The 15332-nt window shown below is 61.0% G+C and carries 12 protein-coding genes; 5 read left to right on the top strand and 7 right to left on the bottom strand.

The features are described from left to right. Nucleotides 1–27 precede the first annotated feature (27 nt). The 3 genes from acsF to NW804_RS02560 all read right to left on the bottom strand — a co-directional run bounded on the left by acsF (nt 28) and on the right by NW804_RS02560 (nt 7120). Nucleotides 28–1119: a magnesium-protoporphyrin IX monomethyl ester (oxidative) cyclase gene (gene acsF, locus NW804_RS02570; protein WP_414410775.1), complete on the bottom strand. Its 1092-nt coding sequence runs from the start codon at nt 1117–1119 to the stop codon at nt 28–30. A 100-nt stretch (nt 1120–1219) separates the two neighbouring features. Next, entirely contained in the window at nt 1220–5809 is a 4590-nt protein-coding gene (locus NW804_RS02565; protein WP_414422783.1) for a glutamate synthase-related protein, read from the bottom strand. A 210-nt stretch (nt 5810–6019) separates the two neighbouring features. After that, on the bottom strand, nt 6020–7120 hold the full coding sequence (locus NW804_RS02560; protein ID WP_414421015.1) for a hypothetical protein: 1101 nt from the start codon (nt 7118–7120) through the stop codon (nt 6020–6022). Between the two features lie 463 nt (nt 7121–7583). On the opposite strand from NW804_RS02560, the gene NW804_RS02555 reads away from it, so the two are divergent. From NW804_RS02555 to NW804_RS02545, 3 genes are all read left to right on the top strand, one after another. Continuing rightward, nucleotides 7584–8600, top strand: coding sequence for an ATP-binding cassette domain-containing protein (locus NW804_RS02555; RefSeq protein ID WP_414405632.1), 1017 nt, complete (start codon nt 7584–7586; stop codon nt 8598–8600). 46 nt (nt 8601–8646) lie between these two features. Then, nucleotides 8647–9501 (top strand): ABC transporter permease, encoded by an 855-nt coding sequence (locus tag NW804_RS02550; RefSeq protein WP_414394712.1) that lies wholly within the window; start codon nt 8647–8649, stop codon nt 9499–9501. Between the two features lie 127 nt (nt 9502–9628). Further along, nucleotides 9629–10279, top strand: coding sequence for a class I SAM-dependent methyltransferase (locus NW804_RS02545; RefSeq protein ID WP_414421013.1), 651 nt, complete (start codon nt 9629–9631; stop codon nt 10277–10279). Nucleotides 10280–10296: 17 nt separating this feature from the next. On the opposite strand, the gene NW804_RS02540 is transcribed toward NW804_RS02545, so the two are convergent. After that, complete coding sequence (locus NW804_RS02540) at nt 10297–11220, bottom strand: NAD(+) kinase (protein WP_414421012.1); 924 nt, start codon at nt 11218–11220, stop codon at nt 10297–10299. A gap of 175 nt (nt 11221–11395) precedes the next feature. Here NW804_RS02540 and ispE point away from each other — a divergent pair, with 175 nt between their 5' ends. Next, entirely contained in the window at nt 11396–12337 is a 942-nt protein-coding gene (ispE, locus tag NW804_RS02535) for a 4-(cytidine 5'-diphospho)-2-C-methyl-D-erythritol kinase (protein ID WP_414422782.1), read from the top strand. 92 nt (nt 12338–12429) lie between these two features. Next, nucleotides 12430–13833, top strand: a complete 1404-nt coding sequence (gene leuC, locus NW804_RS02530; RefSeq protein WP_414410784.1) for a 3-isopropylmalate dehydratase large subunit — start codon at nt 12430–12432, stop codon at nt 13831–13833. Here leuC and thiD read toward each other — a convergent pair. The 3 genes from thiD to NW804_RS02515 all read right to left on the bottom strand — a co-directional run bounded on the left by thiD (nt 13830) and on the right by NW804_RS02515 (nt 15328). Next, nucleotides 13830–14687, bottom strand: a complete 858-nt coding sequence (gene thiD / locus NW804_RS02525; protein ID WP_414422781.1) for a bifunctional hydroxymethylpyrimidine kinase/phosphomethylpyrimidine kinase — start codon at nt 14685–14687, stop codon at nt 13830–13832. The genes leuC and thiD overlap by 4 nt on opposite strands. 98 nt (nt 14688–14785) lie before the next feature. Further along, nucleotides 14786–14980, bottom strand: a complete 195-nt coding sequence (locus NW804_RS02520) for a hypothetical protein (protein WP_414421009.1) — start codon at nt 14978–14980, stop codon at nt 14786–14788. A 42-nt stretch (nt 14981–15022) separates the two neighbouring features. Further along, nucleotides 15023–15328 carry a 2Fe-2S iron-sulfur cluster-binding protein gene (locus NW804_RS02515; protein ID WP_414409966.1) on the bottom strand — a complete coding sequence of 102 codons (306 nt, stop codon included), beginning with the start codon at nt 15326–15328 and terminating at the stop codon, nt 15023–15025. Nucleotides 15329–15332: the final 4 nt, after the last annotated feature.

Below are 15332 nucleotides of genomic sequence, written 5' to 3'. Positions count from 1 at the left end.
ACGGGTATCCAGCTAGGGCAAGAGGGCTTAGGCGGAAACGGCTGCTCCTTCAAAACGAGGCTCTGGCTCCTCCCACAGGTAGAAGCCAGCTTTGCGCGGCTTGAGCAGAAATAGCCGCAGGAACTGGTAGGCGTTGTTGAGGTAAAGCGGCAGCTTGCGCAGACCCTTGAAGGGGCCAGATCCCCGCTCAATCTCCCTCAGTTTGGCGTTGTTGGCTATACACTTCTGCAGCCGCCGCACAAACTCAGGGTTTTCCACATCCAATACCACTGGGAACACCTTAGCCGCCTCGCGGTTGGTTTTGTAGATCACCTCCATGTCATAGGCATGGGGATCCAGGCCGAGGAGGCGGTAGAAACCCGGGCGCTCGCCCACGTCGTTGAGGTACATGGTGGCAAACACCGACAGCAAGAAGAAGCGGCACCAGAGCTCAGCCACCCATCCCTTGAGCAGTCGCGGCTGGCTAAGAAGCATGAGGGCAAAGAAGTCGCCGTGGCGGTTCTCGTCCTGGCACCAGTTCTTGAAGAAATTGAAGATGGGGTAGATGCGGTTTTCAGGATGGGCCTCTAGGTGGCGGTAGATGAGGATGTAGCGCCAGTAGCCAATCTTCTCAGACAGATAAGTGGCGTAGAAGATAAAGCGGGGCGCGAAATAGGTGTAGGACTTGTGCTTGGTCAAAAAGCCTAGATCAAAGGCCATGTTGAAGTCACCCATGGCCCGGTTGAGGAAGCCGGCGTGGCGGGCTTCATCCCGGCTCATGAGGGCAAAGCACTCGGCCAAAATTGGGTTAGTCTCCTTCAGCCGGCGGGAGAGCTCCTTATAGAGCAGGAAGCCAGAGAACTCTGCCGTGCAGGAGCGCTCCAAGAACTCCACAAACAGCCGCCGTGCTTCCGGATCGAGGCAACTTTCCCAGTCCTGGCTAAACTCCTCGCCGCGGACAAAGTGGTGGCGGTTGTAGTCGGCGCGAAACTCCTCCAGAATGGCTCGGAAGTCGGCCTCCCGATCCCCTAGGCTCATCTTGCCAATGGCTTCGAAATCGGTGGTGTAGAAGCGCGGTGTCAGGATAGTCTCCTTGGGTACTCGCGCCTGAATCTTGGCGGCTTCCAGGCTGGAACTCATAGGTGGCTAAAGCAGATAAAAACCAGCTACACCCTCGCAGTTTACCAGTTCCCTTAGCTGCCGTGGGGATAAGAAGTGTTACCAACAGACCCTGAAACTCCTACGACTGCACTGCCGCTGGCTGGGATCGGGCGGGATCCGTTAGCTCACTGCCCTCTTCGGAAGGGGGAACCACCTGCCAGAAGAGGGGCAGGTAGCGCTCCCAGTTCTTGAGGATGCGCTCAGCTTTGGGGGAATGGGTGCGGCGGTAGTGCTCCTGGACCAGGCCCTTGAGTTGCGCTTCCGCTGCTGCGGTTTGCACCCGCTGAATGCGCACGATCTCGCCGTTGACCTTGGCGGGGAAGTTGCCCTCCTCATCTAGCACGTAGGCCAGGCCGCCGGTCATGCCCGCCCCCAGGTTGCGGCCCACCCGGCCCAGCACCACCACCACGCCGCCGGTCATGTATTCGCAGCAGTGGTCGCCAGCCCCCTCGACGACTGCCTGGGCACCGGAGTTGCGCACGGCAAAGCGCTCTCCCGCCTGGCCGTTGGCAAACAGGGATCCGCCCGTGGCCCCATACAGGCAGGTGTTGCCCAGGATCACGTTTTCCGCCGGATCCCGCGGGGCTTCTGGGGGGGCTAGAACGATGATCTCTCCACCGCACATGCTCTTGCCCACGTAGTCGTTGGCTTCTCCCGTCAGGGTGAGGCGCATGCCCGCTAGGGTAAAGGCCCCAAAGCTCTGGCCGGCCGTGCCCACAAAGCGCAGATCCAGCAGCCCCCCCTGCTGGGCAAAGCCCGCATCCCCATACCGCCGAGCCAGGGTGCCGGCGATGCGCCCGCCCACACAGCGGTCGGTGTTCGCGATGGGGAGTTCCAAGGTGGCCGTGCTGCAGGTCTCAATGGCCTTTTGCACCTCGGGCCGGGCCAGGATCTGCTCGTCCAGCACCGGGCCGTTGGAGTGCACCGGCTCATGGTCTAGCCACTCGGGCTGACGGTGGGGATCAAAGCCAGGAGGAGTCCGCAGCAGACAGTCCAACTGGAGAGACTGGGTTTTTTCCAAAGCCACGTCGGCGCGGGGGCAAAGCAGATCCACCCGCCCAATGACCTCTTTGAGGGAGCGGTAGCCTAGGCGGGCTAGGATCTGGCGCACCTCCTCGGCCACAAAGGTAAAGAAAGTTACTACCTGATCTGGAGTGCCAGGGAAGCGCTTGCGCAGCTCCTCCTTTTGGCTCGTCACCCCTACCGGGCAGTTGTTGGTGTGGCACACCCGCGCCATGATGCACCCCTCGGCAATCATGGCTACGGTTCCAAAGCCAAACTCCTCCGCTCCCAGCATGGCCGCCATCACCACCTCCCAGCCGGTGCGCAGGCCGCCATCCACTCGCAAAATCACTCGCTGCCGCAGGCCGTTTTCCAAGAGGGCGTGATGCACCTCCACTAAGCCCAGCTCCCAGGGTGAGCCTGCGTGTTTGATGGAGCTGAGAGGGGAAGCCCCTGTGCCTCCCTCGTGGCCAGAGATCTGGATGATGTCGGCATTGGCTTTGGCTACCCCTGCTGCCACCGTGCCGATGCCCACCTCCGCCACCAGTTTCACCGACACTTGCGCCTGGGGGTTGACCTGGTGGAGGTCGAAGATCAACTGGGCCAGATCCTCGATGGAGTAGATGTCGTGGTGGGGCGGCGGCGAGATCAGGGTTACCCCTGGCTTGGAGCGGCGCAGCTTGGCAATGTAGGGGCTGACCTTTGAGCCGGGCAGTTGCCCGCCCTCGCCTGGCTTGGCGCCCTGGGCAATCTTAATCTCGATTTGCTGCGCGTTGACCAAGTACTCAGGGGTTACGCCAAAGCGGCCCGAGGCCACCTGCTTCACTGCCGAGCTGGCGTTGTCCCCCATGCGCAAGCCCCTAAGGTGAGGGAACCGCGCCGAGGTTCCCTCCGGCGTCACATCGGTGATGGGGAGGTAGCGCTCTGGGTCCTCTCCGCCCTCGCCGGAGTTAGACTTGCCACCGATGCGGTTCATGGCAATGGCTAGGGTCTCGTGGGCTTCGCGGCTGAGGGCCCCTAGCGACATCCCCCCCGTGGTAAAACGCTTGAAGATGGCTGTAACGGGCTCTACCTCTTCCAGGGGAATGGGATCCCGGTCGCTGCGAAAGTCAAGCAGATCCCGTAGGGCCGTGGGGGGGCGGTTGCGCAAATAGGCCCGGTAGATCTCGTAGTGATCGGGCTGTCCAGAGGCGATGGCCCTGTGCAGCAGCTTGGCCATTTCTGGGCTATTGATGTGGTACTCGCCCTTAGGCCGCGCTTGGATAAAGCCAAAGTTCTCCAGCTTTTTCGAGGTGAGCTGGGGGAAGGCCCGCTGGTGATTTACCATGCCCTCGCGAGCCAAGTCCGCCAGCGTCATTCCCCCCACCTGCGACACCGTGCCGCGGAAGGCCAGGTCAATCACCTCTTGGCTGAGACCGATGGCCTCGAAGATCTGGGCCCCGTGGTAGCTGGAGAGGAGGGAAATGCCCATCTTGGAGAGGATCTTGAGCAACCCCGCCTCAATGGCTGCCCGGTACCGCAATTGGGCTTCGGCCACAGAAATCTGGGGCAGCTTGCCACTGGCCATCTGGGTCTGGGTCTTGGGCTTGTGCCACCACTGGCGCACCGCCTCGTAGGCCAGGTAGGGGCAGACGGCGCTGGCCCCGTAGCCAATTAGGCAAGCAAAGTGGTGAGTGCTCCAGCACTGGGCCGTCTCCACCACCAGAGAAGCGCGTAGGCGCAGCCCCTCCTGGATGAGGTGATGGTGGACGGCTCCCACGGCTAGCAGAGGGGGGATCAAGGCCTGCTCAGAGCTGAGGCCTCGATCCGAGAGGATTAAGATCTCTGCTCCCTCCCGCACTGCTTGCGCTGCCTCTTGGCAAAGGGCCCGCACTTGGGCAGCCATTCCTGCTGGCCCGGCGGCGATTGGGTAGAGGGTCGGCAGCGTGCGACAAGGAAAGGGCGTGCGCTGCAGGGCGGCCAGCTCCGCCTCGTTGAGCACGGGGCTGCGTAGGTGCAGCAGGCGAGCATGCTCGGGCCGGATCTCCAGCAGGTTGCCTTTGGAGCCCAGGTACATGTCCAAAGACATCACCAAGCTTTCCCGCAGGGGATCGATGGGGGGGTTGGTCACCTGGGCAAAGCGCTGCTTGAAGTAGTCATAAAGGGGGTGGGGCTGGGTGGAGAGCACCGCCAGCGGCGCATCATCCCCCATGCTGAAAACCGGCTCTTTGCCTGTGGCCGCCATCTCCTCGATGATCATCTCCACGTCTTCCAAGGAGTAGCCGCAGGCCGTTTGCAGCTGGAGGAGTTGCTCCTCGGTAAGCTGCGGGGCGCTCTCAAAGTCTTGGCTAGGAAGCTGAACGCGGTAAGTCTTCAACCACTCCCCATAGGGGTGCTGAGCTGCCACCTGGGTCTTGATCTCCCAGTTTTTGTAGAGCTGGCCGCTTTGCAAATCCACCATGAGCATCTGCCCTGGCCCCAGCCGCCCCTTTTCTAGGATCTCGGCTTCCGGCAGGGAAACCACCCCCGCTTCCGAGGCGACCACCAGCAATCCATCGCGGCTAAGGGCGTAGCGGGCCGGGCGTAGGCCATTGCGATCCAGCGTGGCTCCAATAGTTTTGCCATCGCAGAAAACCACCATGGCCGGCCCATCCCATGCTTCCTGCAGGCCGGCAAAAAACTCGTAGAAGTCGGCCACTTCGGGATGATTGGCTAACTCCGGCTGGTGGCGGTAGGCCTCCGGGATCAGCACCATCATTGCCTGCTGGCTGGAGTAGCCCGAGGCAATCAAGAGCTCGAAGACCGCGTCCAGGCCTGCTGAGTCGCTGGTGCCGGGGTCAATGACGGGTTTGAGCTCCTCAATAGCCTCGCCCCAAAAGGGATGGGCCAAAGAGGACTCGCGGGCAGCCATCCAGTTGACATTGCCCAGGTAGGTATTGATCTCGCCGTTGTGGCAGAGGTAGCGGAAGGGTTGGGCCAGGGACCACCGGGGCAGGGTGTTGGTGCTGAAGCGGCGGTGGTAGGTGGCGTAGGCAGTGGTGTAGAGGGGGTTTTGTAGATCGCGGTAAAACTGGCCCAGCGCGGCTGACTGCACCATGCCCTTGTAGACAATCAGCCGGCAGGAGAGGGAGGCAAAGTAGAGGGAATGAAAGCCAAACCGGCTCTCCACCTGTCGCCGCAGGCGCCGCCGCAAGAGGTAAAGCTGCCGCTCCAGCTCGTCTCCCTCCAGCGTGGGGTGAGTAAGCAGCATCTGCCAGATGGAGGGCAGGGTCTGCCGTGCCATCGGCCCCAGGCAGTCTGGATTAACTGGCACCTGGCGCCAGATGGGCTGCCCCCACTCCGTAGTAGCCAAGTAGTCGTCGATGAGCTGGCGCACTGCCTGGCACTCAGCGGGATCCTGAGGCAAAAACAGCATGCCCACTGCACTGCGGCTGGGATCCCACGCTCGAATGGCCTCAAGCTCTGCCTGCAGCAGCTTCCAGGGAATAGCTGTGGCAATACCGGCTCCATCCCCACTTTGGCTGTCTCCGCCGCAGCCGCCGCGGTGCTCCATGCAGGCAAGGGCAGCGAGGGTTTTTTGCAGCAGCTCGTGGCTGGCTCTTCCCTGGCGATCTACCAAAAACCCGACGCCACAGCTATCCCGCTCTTGGAAGTGCCAGCTTGCGTTCAGGATGGGAGCCGGATTCATAGGGTGAAGAAACAGTCTTGGAGCAGTCCACGCCTTTTGAGATATGGAAGACCAGCATATCGCAATCAATCCTACAGGAAAAGGGGGCAGCCCTAAGTCAGGCTGGACTTTGCCGATGGGGAAAGAAAGGCCAAAAGGTTTGCTATGAACAAAACCAGGGCAAATGCCCCAGCTTGCCTTGGTTCACCTGGTTGCCAAGTGGCAATTTTTTTACCTAAGGAAGTCGGGAAATACATTTCGCAGATTAGAGAGCTGCTCGTTAAAGCAGGTGAGGCGATCCCCACTAGCGCTCACCATCGTTAGGTCGGCCCGCCCGGTCGCGCCCTCGGATCCCAAGAGAGGAACGCTCATCCGGCTGGGATCCTCAGGGTTCTGGGAGACGCGGATAACAGCTCGCTCTCGGTTGAACTGATAGGCCTCGGCCACGTAGCGGATGGGCTCACTCAAGCTGGGCTCCAGCGGCAGACCGGGGGCTGGCAAAAGATCCACTAGCTCGGTAAAGGTGCCGCTCCGCAAGCCCACCACGGCAGCAGCTCCCAACTGGTTGCAGATGGCAATGAGCACGGGTTCCTGGGCGCTGGCGCTGACGTTGGTCAAGGTGACAGTGACATTGGCCCGGCTGGGTGCTGGGGGATAAGTAATCTCAAAGAGGCGGGCAGGGGCGTTGCCCAGCTCGTCGCGGATGCGAAAGCGAAGCTGACCCCTGTAGGGCAAGAGGGAAGAGAAGTAGATACCAAAGCGGTCGCTAGGGCCACGTCCAGGGATGTTGGCCTGGCCAGGGACGTAAGCGAGGACGGCCCGGCTTTGCCAGTTGTTGGGGGGCGCGTAGGGCAGCAAGGGGCCGCTGTCGAGGCTAGGGGGATCCTGGGGAGGTGGATCCGGCTGGCCATCCCTGTTTAGATCCAGGCCATTGCCCAAAAAGGCTACTGAGCGCTGGAGCAGGATGGGACGGTTTTGGTTATCGACTAGAGGAGGTCGCCCTTCCGCCAGCCCTGCGTTCTCCACATAGACGTTAAAAGGGCGATTTAAGATCTGGTTGTCCCGCCGCCGCCGCACGTTGAACTGGAGGTAAGGCCCCACCGCACCTGCTGTTGGGGATCCCCCCGTAATTTCAAAGTCATCGGCCCGCAAAAAGACGTTTTCTAGCGGGCTAGGCGGAGTTGTTGCCTCCCCGCAGCCGACTAGGCCAAGGGCAAAGGCTACTAAAGCTACAAAGGCTGCACCAGATCCCCCCTTTCTGGGGAAAGCTCGGTCTTTCCAGGCCGGCAGGCAAGCTTTGGCTTCAGCCTTCATCTCCACAACAGTTGGCAACAGTTTTCCGCCCGCAACCTGCCCAATGGCCTGTACCACTATACCGCTCTGAAAGACTTATACAACCCCGGACAAAAGCGGACTTTTGCTCCAGGTTGAGGCTTTCTTCCTGCTTCCACGACCCGTAGCTAGTGGTAGGCTTAACTCCTACTACCCCCCCAGAGGGATCTCCGCAGGCGTGACTTCCCCGCGAGCTGCAGGTAGTTGCTCCTTGCTCTTGATCGAGCACACAGGCTAAAGACGGAGCCTACCTTAGCCTAGGCGAAGTGCCTGCCAGATAAAGATGCACCTGCAAGTCTACTAGCGCAGCTAATCCACGTCAAGGCAGAAAGTTCGTTACGCCACGCAGTGGCGCTCGCGTCAGCGGGACCGAGTCCTCACTGTCCAGTGAATCAAGGACTAGAGGAGAGCCCTAGGCTCGGTTTCTTATGCAGCTTGCTAGCCTAGAGGGAGCGAAAGGTGGATGCCCATGTCAAATACCCCTGCGGTCTTGGTTCAACACCTCCAGAAGCGCTACGGCTCCACGGTGGCTGTGGCGGATGTCTCCTTCCAAGTGGAGCCCGGCCAGATCTACGGCATTCTTGGCCCCAACGGCGCCGGCAAAACCACCACTCTGCACTGCCTGTGCACCCTGCTGCGCCCTGACGCGGGCCGGATCGAGGTGTGCGGGATCCCGGTCAACGAAAACCCCAGGGCGGTACGCGAAAAGCTGGGCTTTGTTGCCCAGGAGGTGGCTTTAGATAAGGTGCTGACGGGGCGAGAATTGCTGCAGTTGCAGGCCGACCTCTACCACCTGCCGCGGTCCTTGGCCCGAGAGCGGATTGCCACCGTCCTTGAATTGCTGGGGCTAGCCGACCGCGCTGACCAACGCATCGGCACCTACTCCAGCGGCCTGCGCAAACGCCTAGATCTGGCGGCAGGACTGCTCCACCAGCCCCAGGTGCTGGTTTTGGACGAGCCCACGGTGGGCCTGGATATCCCCAGCCGGCAGGCCATCTGGGACTTTCTGCGCCAGCTTAGAAACACCGGCGTCACGGTGGTGCTCAGCAGCCATTACCTGGAAGAGATCGATCTATTGGCTGACCGGGTGGCCATCATCGACCGCGGCAAGCTGATTGCCGAAGGAACCCCAGAAGAGCTGAAAGCCCGCGTCGGCGGCGAGCGCATCACCGTCAAGCTGCAGGAGTTTGCCCCACCAGAACTGGCCCAGCGGGGTGCCGAACTGCTGGCCTCTCTGCCCTTTGTCCAAAAGGTGGTGATCAACAGCGCCCAGGGCAATGCCCTCAACTTGGTGGTGCAGCGGAATGGGGAGGATCCCCTCAGCCAGATCCGCGCCCACCTTGAGGCCCACGGCCTGGAGGTCTTCAGCAGTACCCAATCTCGCCCCAGCCTGGACGACGTGTATTTGGCGGCAACCGGGCAAACCCTCCTGGATGCAGAGCTGGCAGCTGCCGAGTCCAACTTAGGCAAGAAAAAGTAGTTTTTCCCTGATTCCCAATCCTTACCAAGTTTGCAGGAGCCTTCGTATGACCTCTGCTGCTTCCCCAATTCAATCCAGCCCAATTCCCCTTTTGACAGCAGAATTTTGGCAGGAAACTTTTGCCCTCACCCGCCGCTTGTTTATCCAACTGCAGCGCCGCCCTGTAACCCTGCTGGTTGGAATCATCCAGCCGCTGCTCTGGTTGATTCTGTTCGGGGCCTTGTTTCAGAATGCCCCTACTGGCATCTTTGGGGCCGGGCAAAACTACACCCAGTTTTTGGGAGCAGGCGTGATCGTGTTTACGGCCTTTGGCGGGGCTTTGAATGCGGGGGTGCCGGTGATTTTCGACCGGGAGTTCGGATTTTTAAACCGACTGCTGGTGGCTCCCCTCACCTCTCGCTTTTCCATTGTGCTGGCCTCCAGCCTGTTCATCGTCAGCGTGGCGCTGCTGCAGACGGCGGCAATCGTGGGGGCAGACTACGTCCTCGGCGGCGGGATCCCAGACGTGCGGGGCTTGGCGGTGGTGGCCTTGATCGTGGGCCTGTTGGTCTTGGGCTTCACTGCCCTGAGCTTGGGCCTAGCCTTTGCCATGCCGGGGCACCAGCAGTTGCTGGCTTTTATCTTTCTGGTCAACTTGCCTTTGATCTTCTCCAGCACGGCTTTGGCTCCCCTCAGCTTCATGCCCACCTGGCTGCGCTGGGTGGCCAGCCTTAACCCGCTCACCTTTGCCATCGAGCCAATTCGCCACGTCTACCGCACCAGCACCTGGAGCTTTGCCGATGTGGTGCTACAGGCTCCCTGGGGCAATCTCACCCTAGCGGGATCCCTGGGGCTCTTGACGGGGTTTGTGGTGGTGTCAGTGCTGCTGGTGCAGGGGGTGCTGCGCAAGGGCTTGGCCTGAGGGGCTTTGGGACTGGCTCGGGGAAGCCGAGTTGGTCTTGTGCCTTTCAAAGTCAATGGCAAGAAGCAGACTTCTCCTTTTGTCCTGCTACCTGGCTCCTTTTCGGAGGACGTTGGAGATTTTGGCCATGGCAGTTCTTGAAGATTGGCAGCGCTCCAAGTTGGATCCCAGCGACGATGCCCTCTTCTACAGCTACCCCCGCTTCGTAACCCATGTAGATGCTGGCTTCATCGGCCAGCTCACGGATCTCTACCGCCGCTACTTGCAGCCCCAGACCCGCATTCTCGACCTAATGAGCAGTTGGGTTTCCCATTTGCCGCCGGAGATGGATTTTGCCCATGTGGAAGGGCATGGGATGAATGCCGAAGAACTGGCGGCTAACCCTCGGCTTAACCATTTCTTCGTCCAGAACCTCAACCAAAACCCACTCCTGCCTTTCCCGGACTGCACTTTTGATGCCGTGCTGAACGCGGTTTCGGTGCAATACCTGCAGCAGCCGGAGCGAGTGTTTGCCGAGGTGCATCGCATCCTTAAGCCCCAGGGCTTCTTCATTGTCAGCTTCTCCAACCGCATGTTTTTCCAGAAGGCAATCCAAGCCTGGCGAGACAGCTCGGAAGCAGAGCGGGTGGAGCTGGTCAAGCGCTATTTCGAGGCAGTGCCAGGGTTTGAGATCGTCGAAGTCATCCAGCGGCCTGCTCCCCTGAGTTGGCTTGCCTTTCTGGCCGGAGGGGGTGGGGATCCTTTCTACGCCGTGGTTGGGCGGCGAGCTGCAGCTTAAGAGGCAGTAAGCGAAAGCTAGGGCAGCTCTACCGAGGTAGGCTTAGAAGCATAGGTCAGGCCCCAGCCCAATTTCTCACGCATGACCCGGAAGAACTCCGGTCGGCGTAGGCGAATCAGGTCTGTGCAGTAGGGGGCGCGGACGACGCGAATTTGGTCTTCTGGCAGGATGTAGCAGCCAGCATTGCCGTCCGCTACCAAAACCAGCGGCTGAGGGCTGGCGGGGCTGATCCACACCTCTTCCGAATCGGGAAAGACCAGAGCCCGTGAGGCCATCGAGTGGGGACAGATAGGGATCAACTGCAACACCGGCAGGCTGGGAGTGATGACCGGTCCTCCTGCAGAAAGGGCATAGGCGGTGGAACCTGTGGGGGTGGCTAAAATGATGCCGTCGGCGGCCACATCCAGAGGGGAGTGCTCCCCAATGGTGACTTCAAAGTGGCACATGCTGGTCAAAGGCTCGCGGTGGAGCACCATCTCGTTGAGGCTGAGCACTTCCCAGCGCAATTCGTTGCCGCGGTAGGCCTGCACCAGCAACATGCTACGGCGATCCAGAATGTACTCGCCGGCAATGGCTGCCTTGGCCGCCTCTTCTAGGTGGGTTAGGTAGGTCTCCGTCAGAAAGCCCAAGTGGCCAGTGTTCACGGCCAGCAAGGGGATCCCTTTGGGAGCCAACTGCCGGGCTGCTGCCAAAACGGTGCCGTCTCCCCCCAGCACTACGGCAAACTTCATGTTCTCGTCAAAGCCGGCGGGGGCCAGGCTGTCCACCTTGGTCAAGCAGACGGGACTGTCAAGCTTGGCGTAGCCGAGGACGCCGCCCCAATTGGGGGCCACACAGACTTCCCACCCCTGCTCCTGAAACCAGCGGGAAAGGGTTTCGCTGCTGCGTTTAGCGGCAGGCTTGGCGTCGTTGTAGAGGATACCGACCTTGGGCTTGCTCATGGGAGGGGGAAGAGGTAGAGCGGTGCCAAAACTCTATCAGTTCTAGATAGCTGCCGCAAAAAATAGCTGGCCCCCTGGCCCCAGCTCGGGTCACCGCCAGGGATAAGCTGGAAGAGCTCCCCAGCGAGTCTCTGGACGGGCTGAGGGGAGTTGAAAATGCTGTTCGCTTTTTCCCATGCAAGCCTGTACCCTGGTCGCCCGCGCCAAGATCAATCTTTACCTAGAGATCCTCGGATCCCGCCCCGACGGCTATTCCGAGGTGGCCATGATCCTGCAGAGCATCGCTTTGGCGGATCGCGTGCGTCTCCAGCGCCGCCCCCACGGGATCCACCTAATCTGTAACCACCCGGAAGTGCCGGCAGATGCCCGCAACCTGGCCTACCGCGCGGCTGAGCTGCTGCAAAAGGAGTGCCAGACCAATCTGGGGGTGGAGATCCACATCGAGAAGCAGATCCCCGTGGCGGCGGGCTTGGCAGGCGGCTCGGCCAATGCAGCGGCAGTTCTGGTGGGGTTGAACCAGCTCTGGGGCTTGGGCCTGACGGTCAGAGAACTGCAGCACTTGGCGGCCCGCTTGGGATCCGACATTCCCTTTTGCGTGCAGGGGGGCACCCAGCTAGCCACAGGACGGGGAGAAGTTTTACAGCCGCTGGCCGACTGGGAAGGGATCCCCCTGCTGTTGGCCAAGCCCAAGCGCCTTGGGATCTCCACTGCCTGGGCCTATCAAGCCTTTCGCGCTCACCGTGCCGCTTCCTTGCCTTCTGCTGGAGCCTCTCTGCCGACCTTGCCCCAAGTCCTCGCTGCTCTGGAGCGTCGGGATCTGCTGGCCTTGGCCCGCAGTTTGCGCAACGACCTGGAGCAGCCAGTTTTGGCCGAGTACGCTATCGTGGGAAAATTGCGCCAGGCCCTGCTGGAGGTAGGGGCGTTGGGATCCCTGATGTCGGGCTCGGGGCCGACAGTATTTGGGCTCATGGCTAGCCTGGAGGGGGCTGCTCAAGCCTGCGAGAGCCTGCGCCGCCGCTTCCCGGAGGTGGACTTCTGGGTAACCCAGTTTGCTCCCACTGGGGTTCTGCTGGAGCCGGATCCCCACCCTCTCGATCCCCCTAGAATTGCTAGCTAGCCTAGCCAGGAAACAGGACCTGATAACCGGTGGAACATTAGAGCTCTGTAGTTCAGACTAAAAATTAGCTTGGCTGCGGGCCCAAGAAGGAGATGAGCGAGAGGACGTTGTTTGACAAAGTCTGGGACGCCCATACGGTGCGGATCTTGCCCTCAGGGCAGACGCAGTTGTTCATTGGGCTACACCTCATCCACGAGGTCACCAGCCCCCAGGCTTTTGCCATGCTGCGGGAGCGCAATCTGCCAGTTCTTTTTCCAGAGCGGACGGTGGCGACGGTAGATCACATCATCCCCACCGACAACCGGACGCGACCTTTTGCGGATCCCTTGGCGGAGGAGATGATCCAGGAGCTAGAGCGCAACTGTCGCCAATACGGCATCCGCTTCTACAACAGCGGCTCCGGCCGGCAGGGGATCGTGCATGTGATTGCGCCGGAGCTGGGGCTGACGCAGCCGGGGATGACCATTGCCTGCGGCGATAGCCACACTTCTACCCACGGCGCCTTTGGAGCCATTGCCTTTGGCATCGGCACCAGCCAGGTGCGGGACGTGCTGGCCACCCAAACTCTGGCCTTGTCCAAGCTCAAGGTGCGCCGCATCGAGGTGCAGGGCACGTTGGGGCCGGGGGTTTACGCCAAGGATGTGATCCTGCACATCATCCGCAAGCTGGGGGTCAAAGGCGGGGTGGGCTACGCCTACGAGTACGGCGGCAGCACTGTCGAGGCGATGAGCATGGAAGAACGCATGACCCTCTGCAACATGTCCATCGAAGGGGGAGCCCGCTGCGGCTATGTCAATCCCGACGCCGTGACCTTTGAGTATTTGCGGGGGCGGGAGTTTGCCCCTCAAGGATCCGATTGGGAAGAGGCTGTGGCCTGGTGGCAAAGCCTAGCCAGCGACCCCGACGCTGTCTATGACGACGTGGTGGTGTTTCAGGCCTCCGAGATTGCTCCCACGGTTACCTGGGGGATTACCCCCGGCCAAAATATCGGGGTGGACGAGCGGATCCCGGCTCCCGAGGAGTTGCCAGAAAGTGAGCGGGAACTGGCTAGGGAAGCCTACGCCTACATGGGCTTGCGACCAGGGGATCCCATTGTAGGCACGCCGGTAGATGTCTGCTTTATTGGCAGCTGCACCAATGGCCGCTTGAGCGATTTGCGGGAGGCAGCCAAGGTTGCCAAAGGCCGGCGGGTAGCGCCTGGAGTGAAAGCGTTTGTGGTGCCTGGCTCCGAGCGGGTCAAGCAGGAGGCCGAACAGGAAGGCTTGCGGGAAATCTTTGAGGCAGCAGGGTTTGAGTGGCGGGATCCCGGCTGCTCCATGTGCTTGGCTATGAACCCAGACCGCTTGGTAGGGCGGCAGATTAGCGCCTCTTCCTCCAACCGCAACTTTAAGGGCCGCCAGGGATCCCCCACAGGGCGCACTCTGCTCATGAGCCCGGCCATGGTGGCGGCAGCAGCAGTGAGCGGCAAAGTGGTGGACGTGCGGACGCTGCTTTAGTCGGAGCTAGAGGAGGCAAGAAGGGGGTAGAAGTGACCCACCGGCCCCTGACCGGCCCCAATGGCCAAAGGATGCCGCAGGGCTTCGGTAACATAGGCCTTGGCCAGCAGCGTTGCCGTCAGAGGATCCTTCCCCCAAGCCAGTTGCGCCGCAATGGCTGCCGAGAGGGTGCAGCCGGTGCCGTGGGTGTGGCGGGTGAGGATCCGCTCGCTTTTGAGCACCTCGAGCCGCTCGCCGTCAAACCACACGTCCACCCCTTGCAGTTCTCCCGGCATGCCTCCCCCCTTGACAAGTACAGCCTTACAGCCTAGGGCGTGGATGCGGCGGGCCGCCGTCTCCATATCCGCCAGCGACTGCAGTTCCATCCCTGCCAAAATCTGGGCTTCGTAGCGGTTGGGGGTAACAACCTGAGCCAGGGGAATTAGCCGCTCGCGGATGGCCTGGATGGCCTCCTCCGCCAGCAGCTTGGCCCCCGTGCGGGAGACCATTACCGGATCTACCACCAGTGGCTGCAGCGCCCAGCGCTCCACTTGGCGGGCCACCTCGCGCACGATCTCGGCATTGAGCAACATGCCGGTTTTGATCCCTTGCACCCCAATGTCCTGCACCACCGCTTCAATTTGAGCAGCCACTGCCTCTGGCGGCAGCGCATCCACGCGGTTGACCCCCAGGGTATTCTGGGCAGTTACGCAGGTGAGGGCGGAAGTGCCATGAACCCGCTGGAAGGCAAAAGTGCGCAGATCCGCTTGAATGCCGGCTCCGCCGCCGCTATCGGATCCGGCAATGGTGAGGGCGACAGGGGGGCGCTGCTCGGCCAAAGTTGGAGCTGGTGAAGCTGGTTCAGATACAGACATTGGCTAAACGAGAAAAGCTAACGAGGGCACTGCTGGTAGCTATCAGCTTGCTGGCTCCCAACCCCCTAGAGGGGGCTAGAAGCTGGCTAAGCGTGAATCTAGTAGCCATTGTCGGTAGTAGCCACCACCTCTACCCAAACCCTATCCCCCTCCACCGCCGTCAGACTCCAGCGCAGGAGGCGGGCCGTTTGCCCCAGCTCTCGGGCGACTTGGTGGAGAAGGGATCCCTCCAGTTGAGCAGCAGAAAGCGGCAAACTCAGGGGCAAAGCTAGACGCAGAAAATGTAGCTTCACAGGTTCCTCACGCTGAACTCGCGCCAAGCAAGGAGGACAGGGCTAGCGGCCAAACTGCAAACGATAGACTTCTTCCTCCTGATCTGTTTCCACCTCCAGATCGGAGGTAGGATAGGCCACGCACAGCAGGACAAACCCCTGAGCCTTGAGCTCGGGCCCGATCATGGCGTTAGGCTGGGCCACGGATCCCGACTTCAGTCGCCCTGCACAGGTGGTACAGACACCTGCTTGGCAGGAAGAGGGCAGCTCTAAGCCGTGTTCAAGAGCCGCCTGTAAAACCGTCTGCTCCGCTGCCGCAGGAAAGCGGTAGGTTTGGCCCCGGTGGTGGACAGTTATCTGGTAAACCATGACG

This window comes from Synechococcus sp. WC10meta (assembly GCF_047461475.1).
Note: the sequence above shows the minus strand (reverse complement) of the source record. Positions and strands in the feature narration are given on the sequence as shown.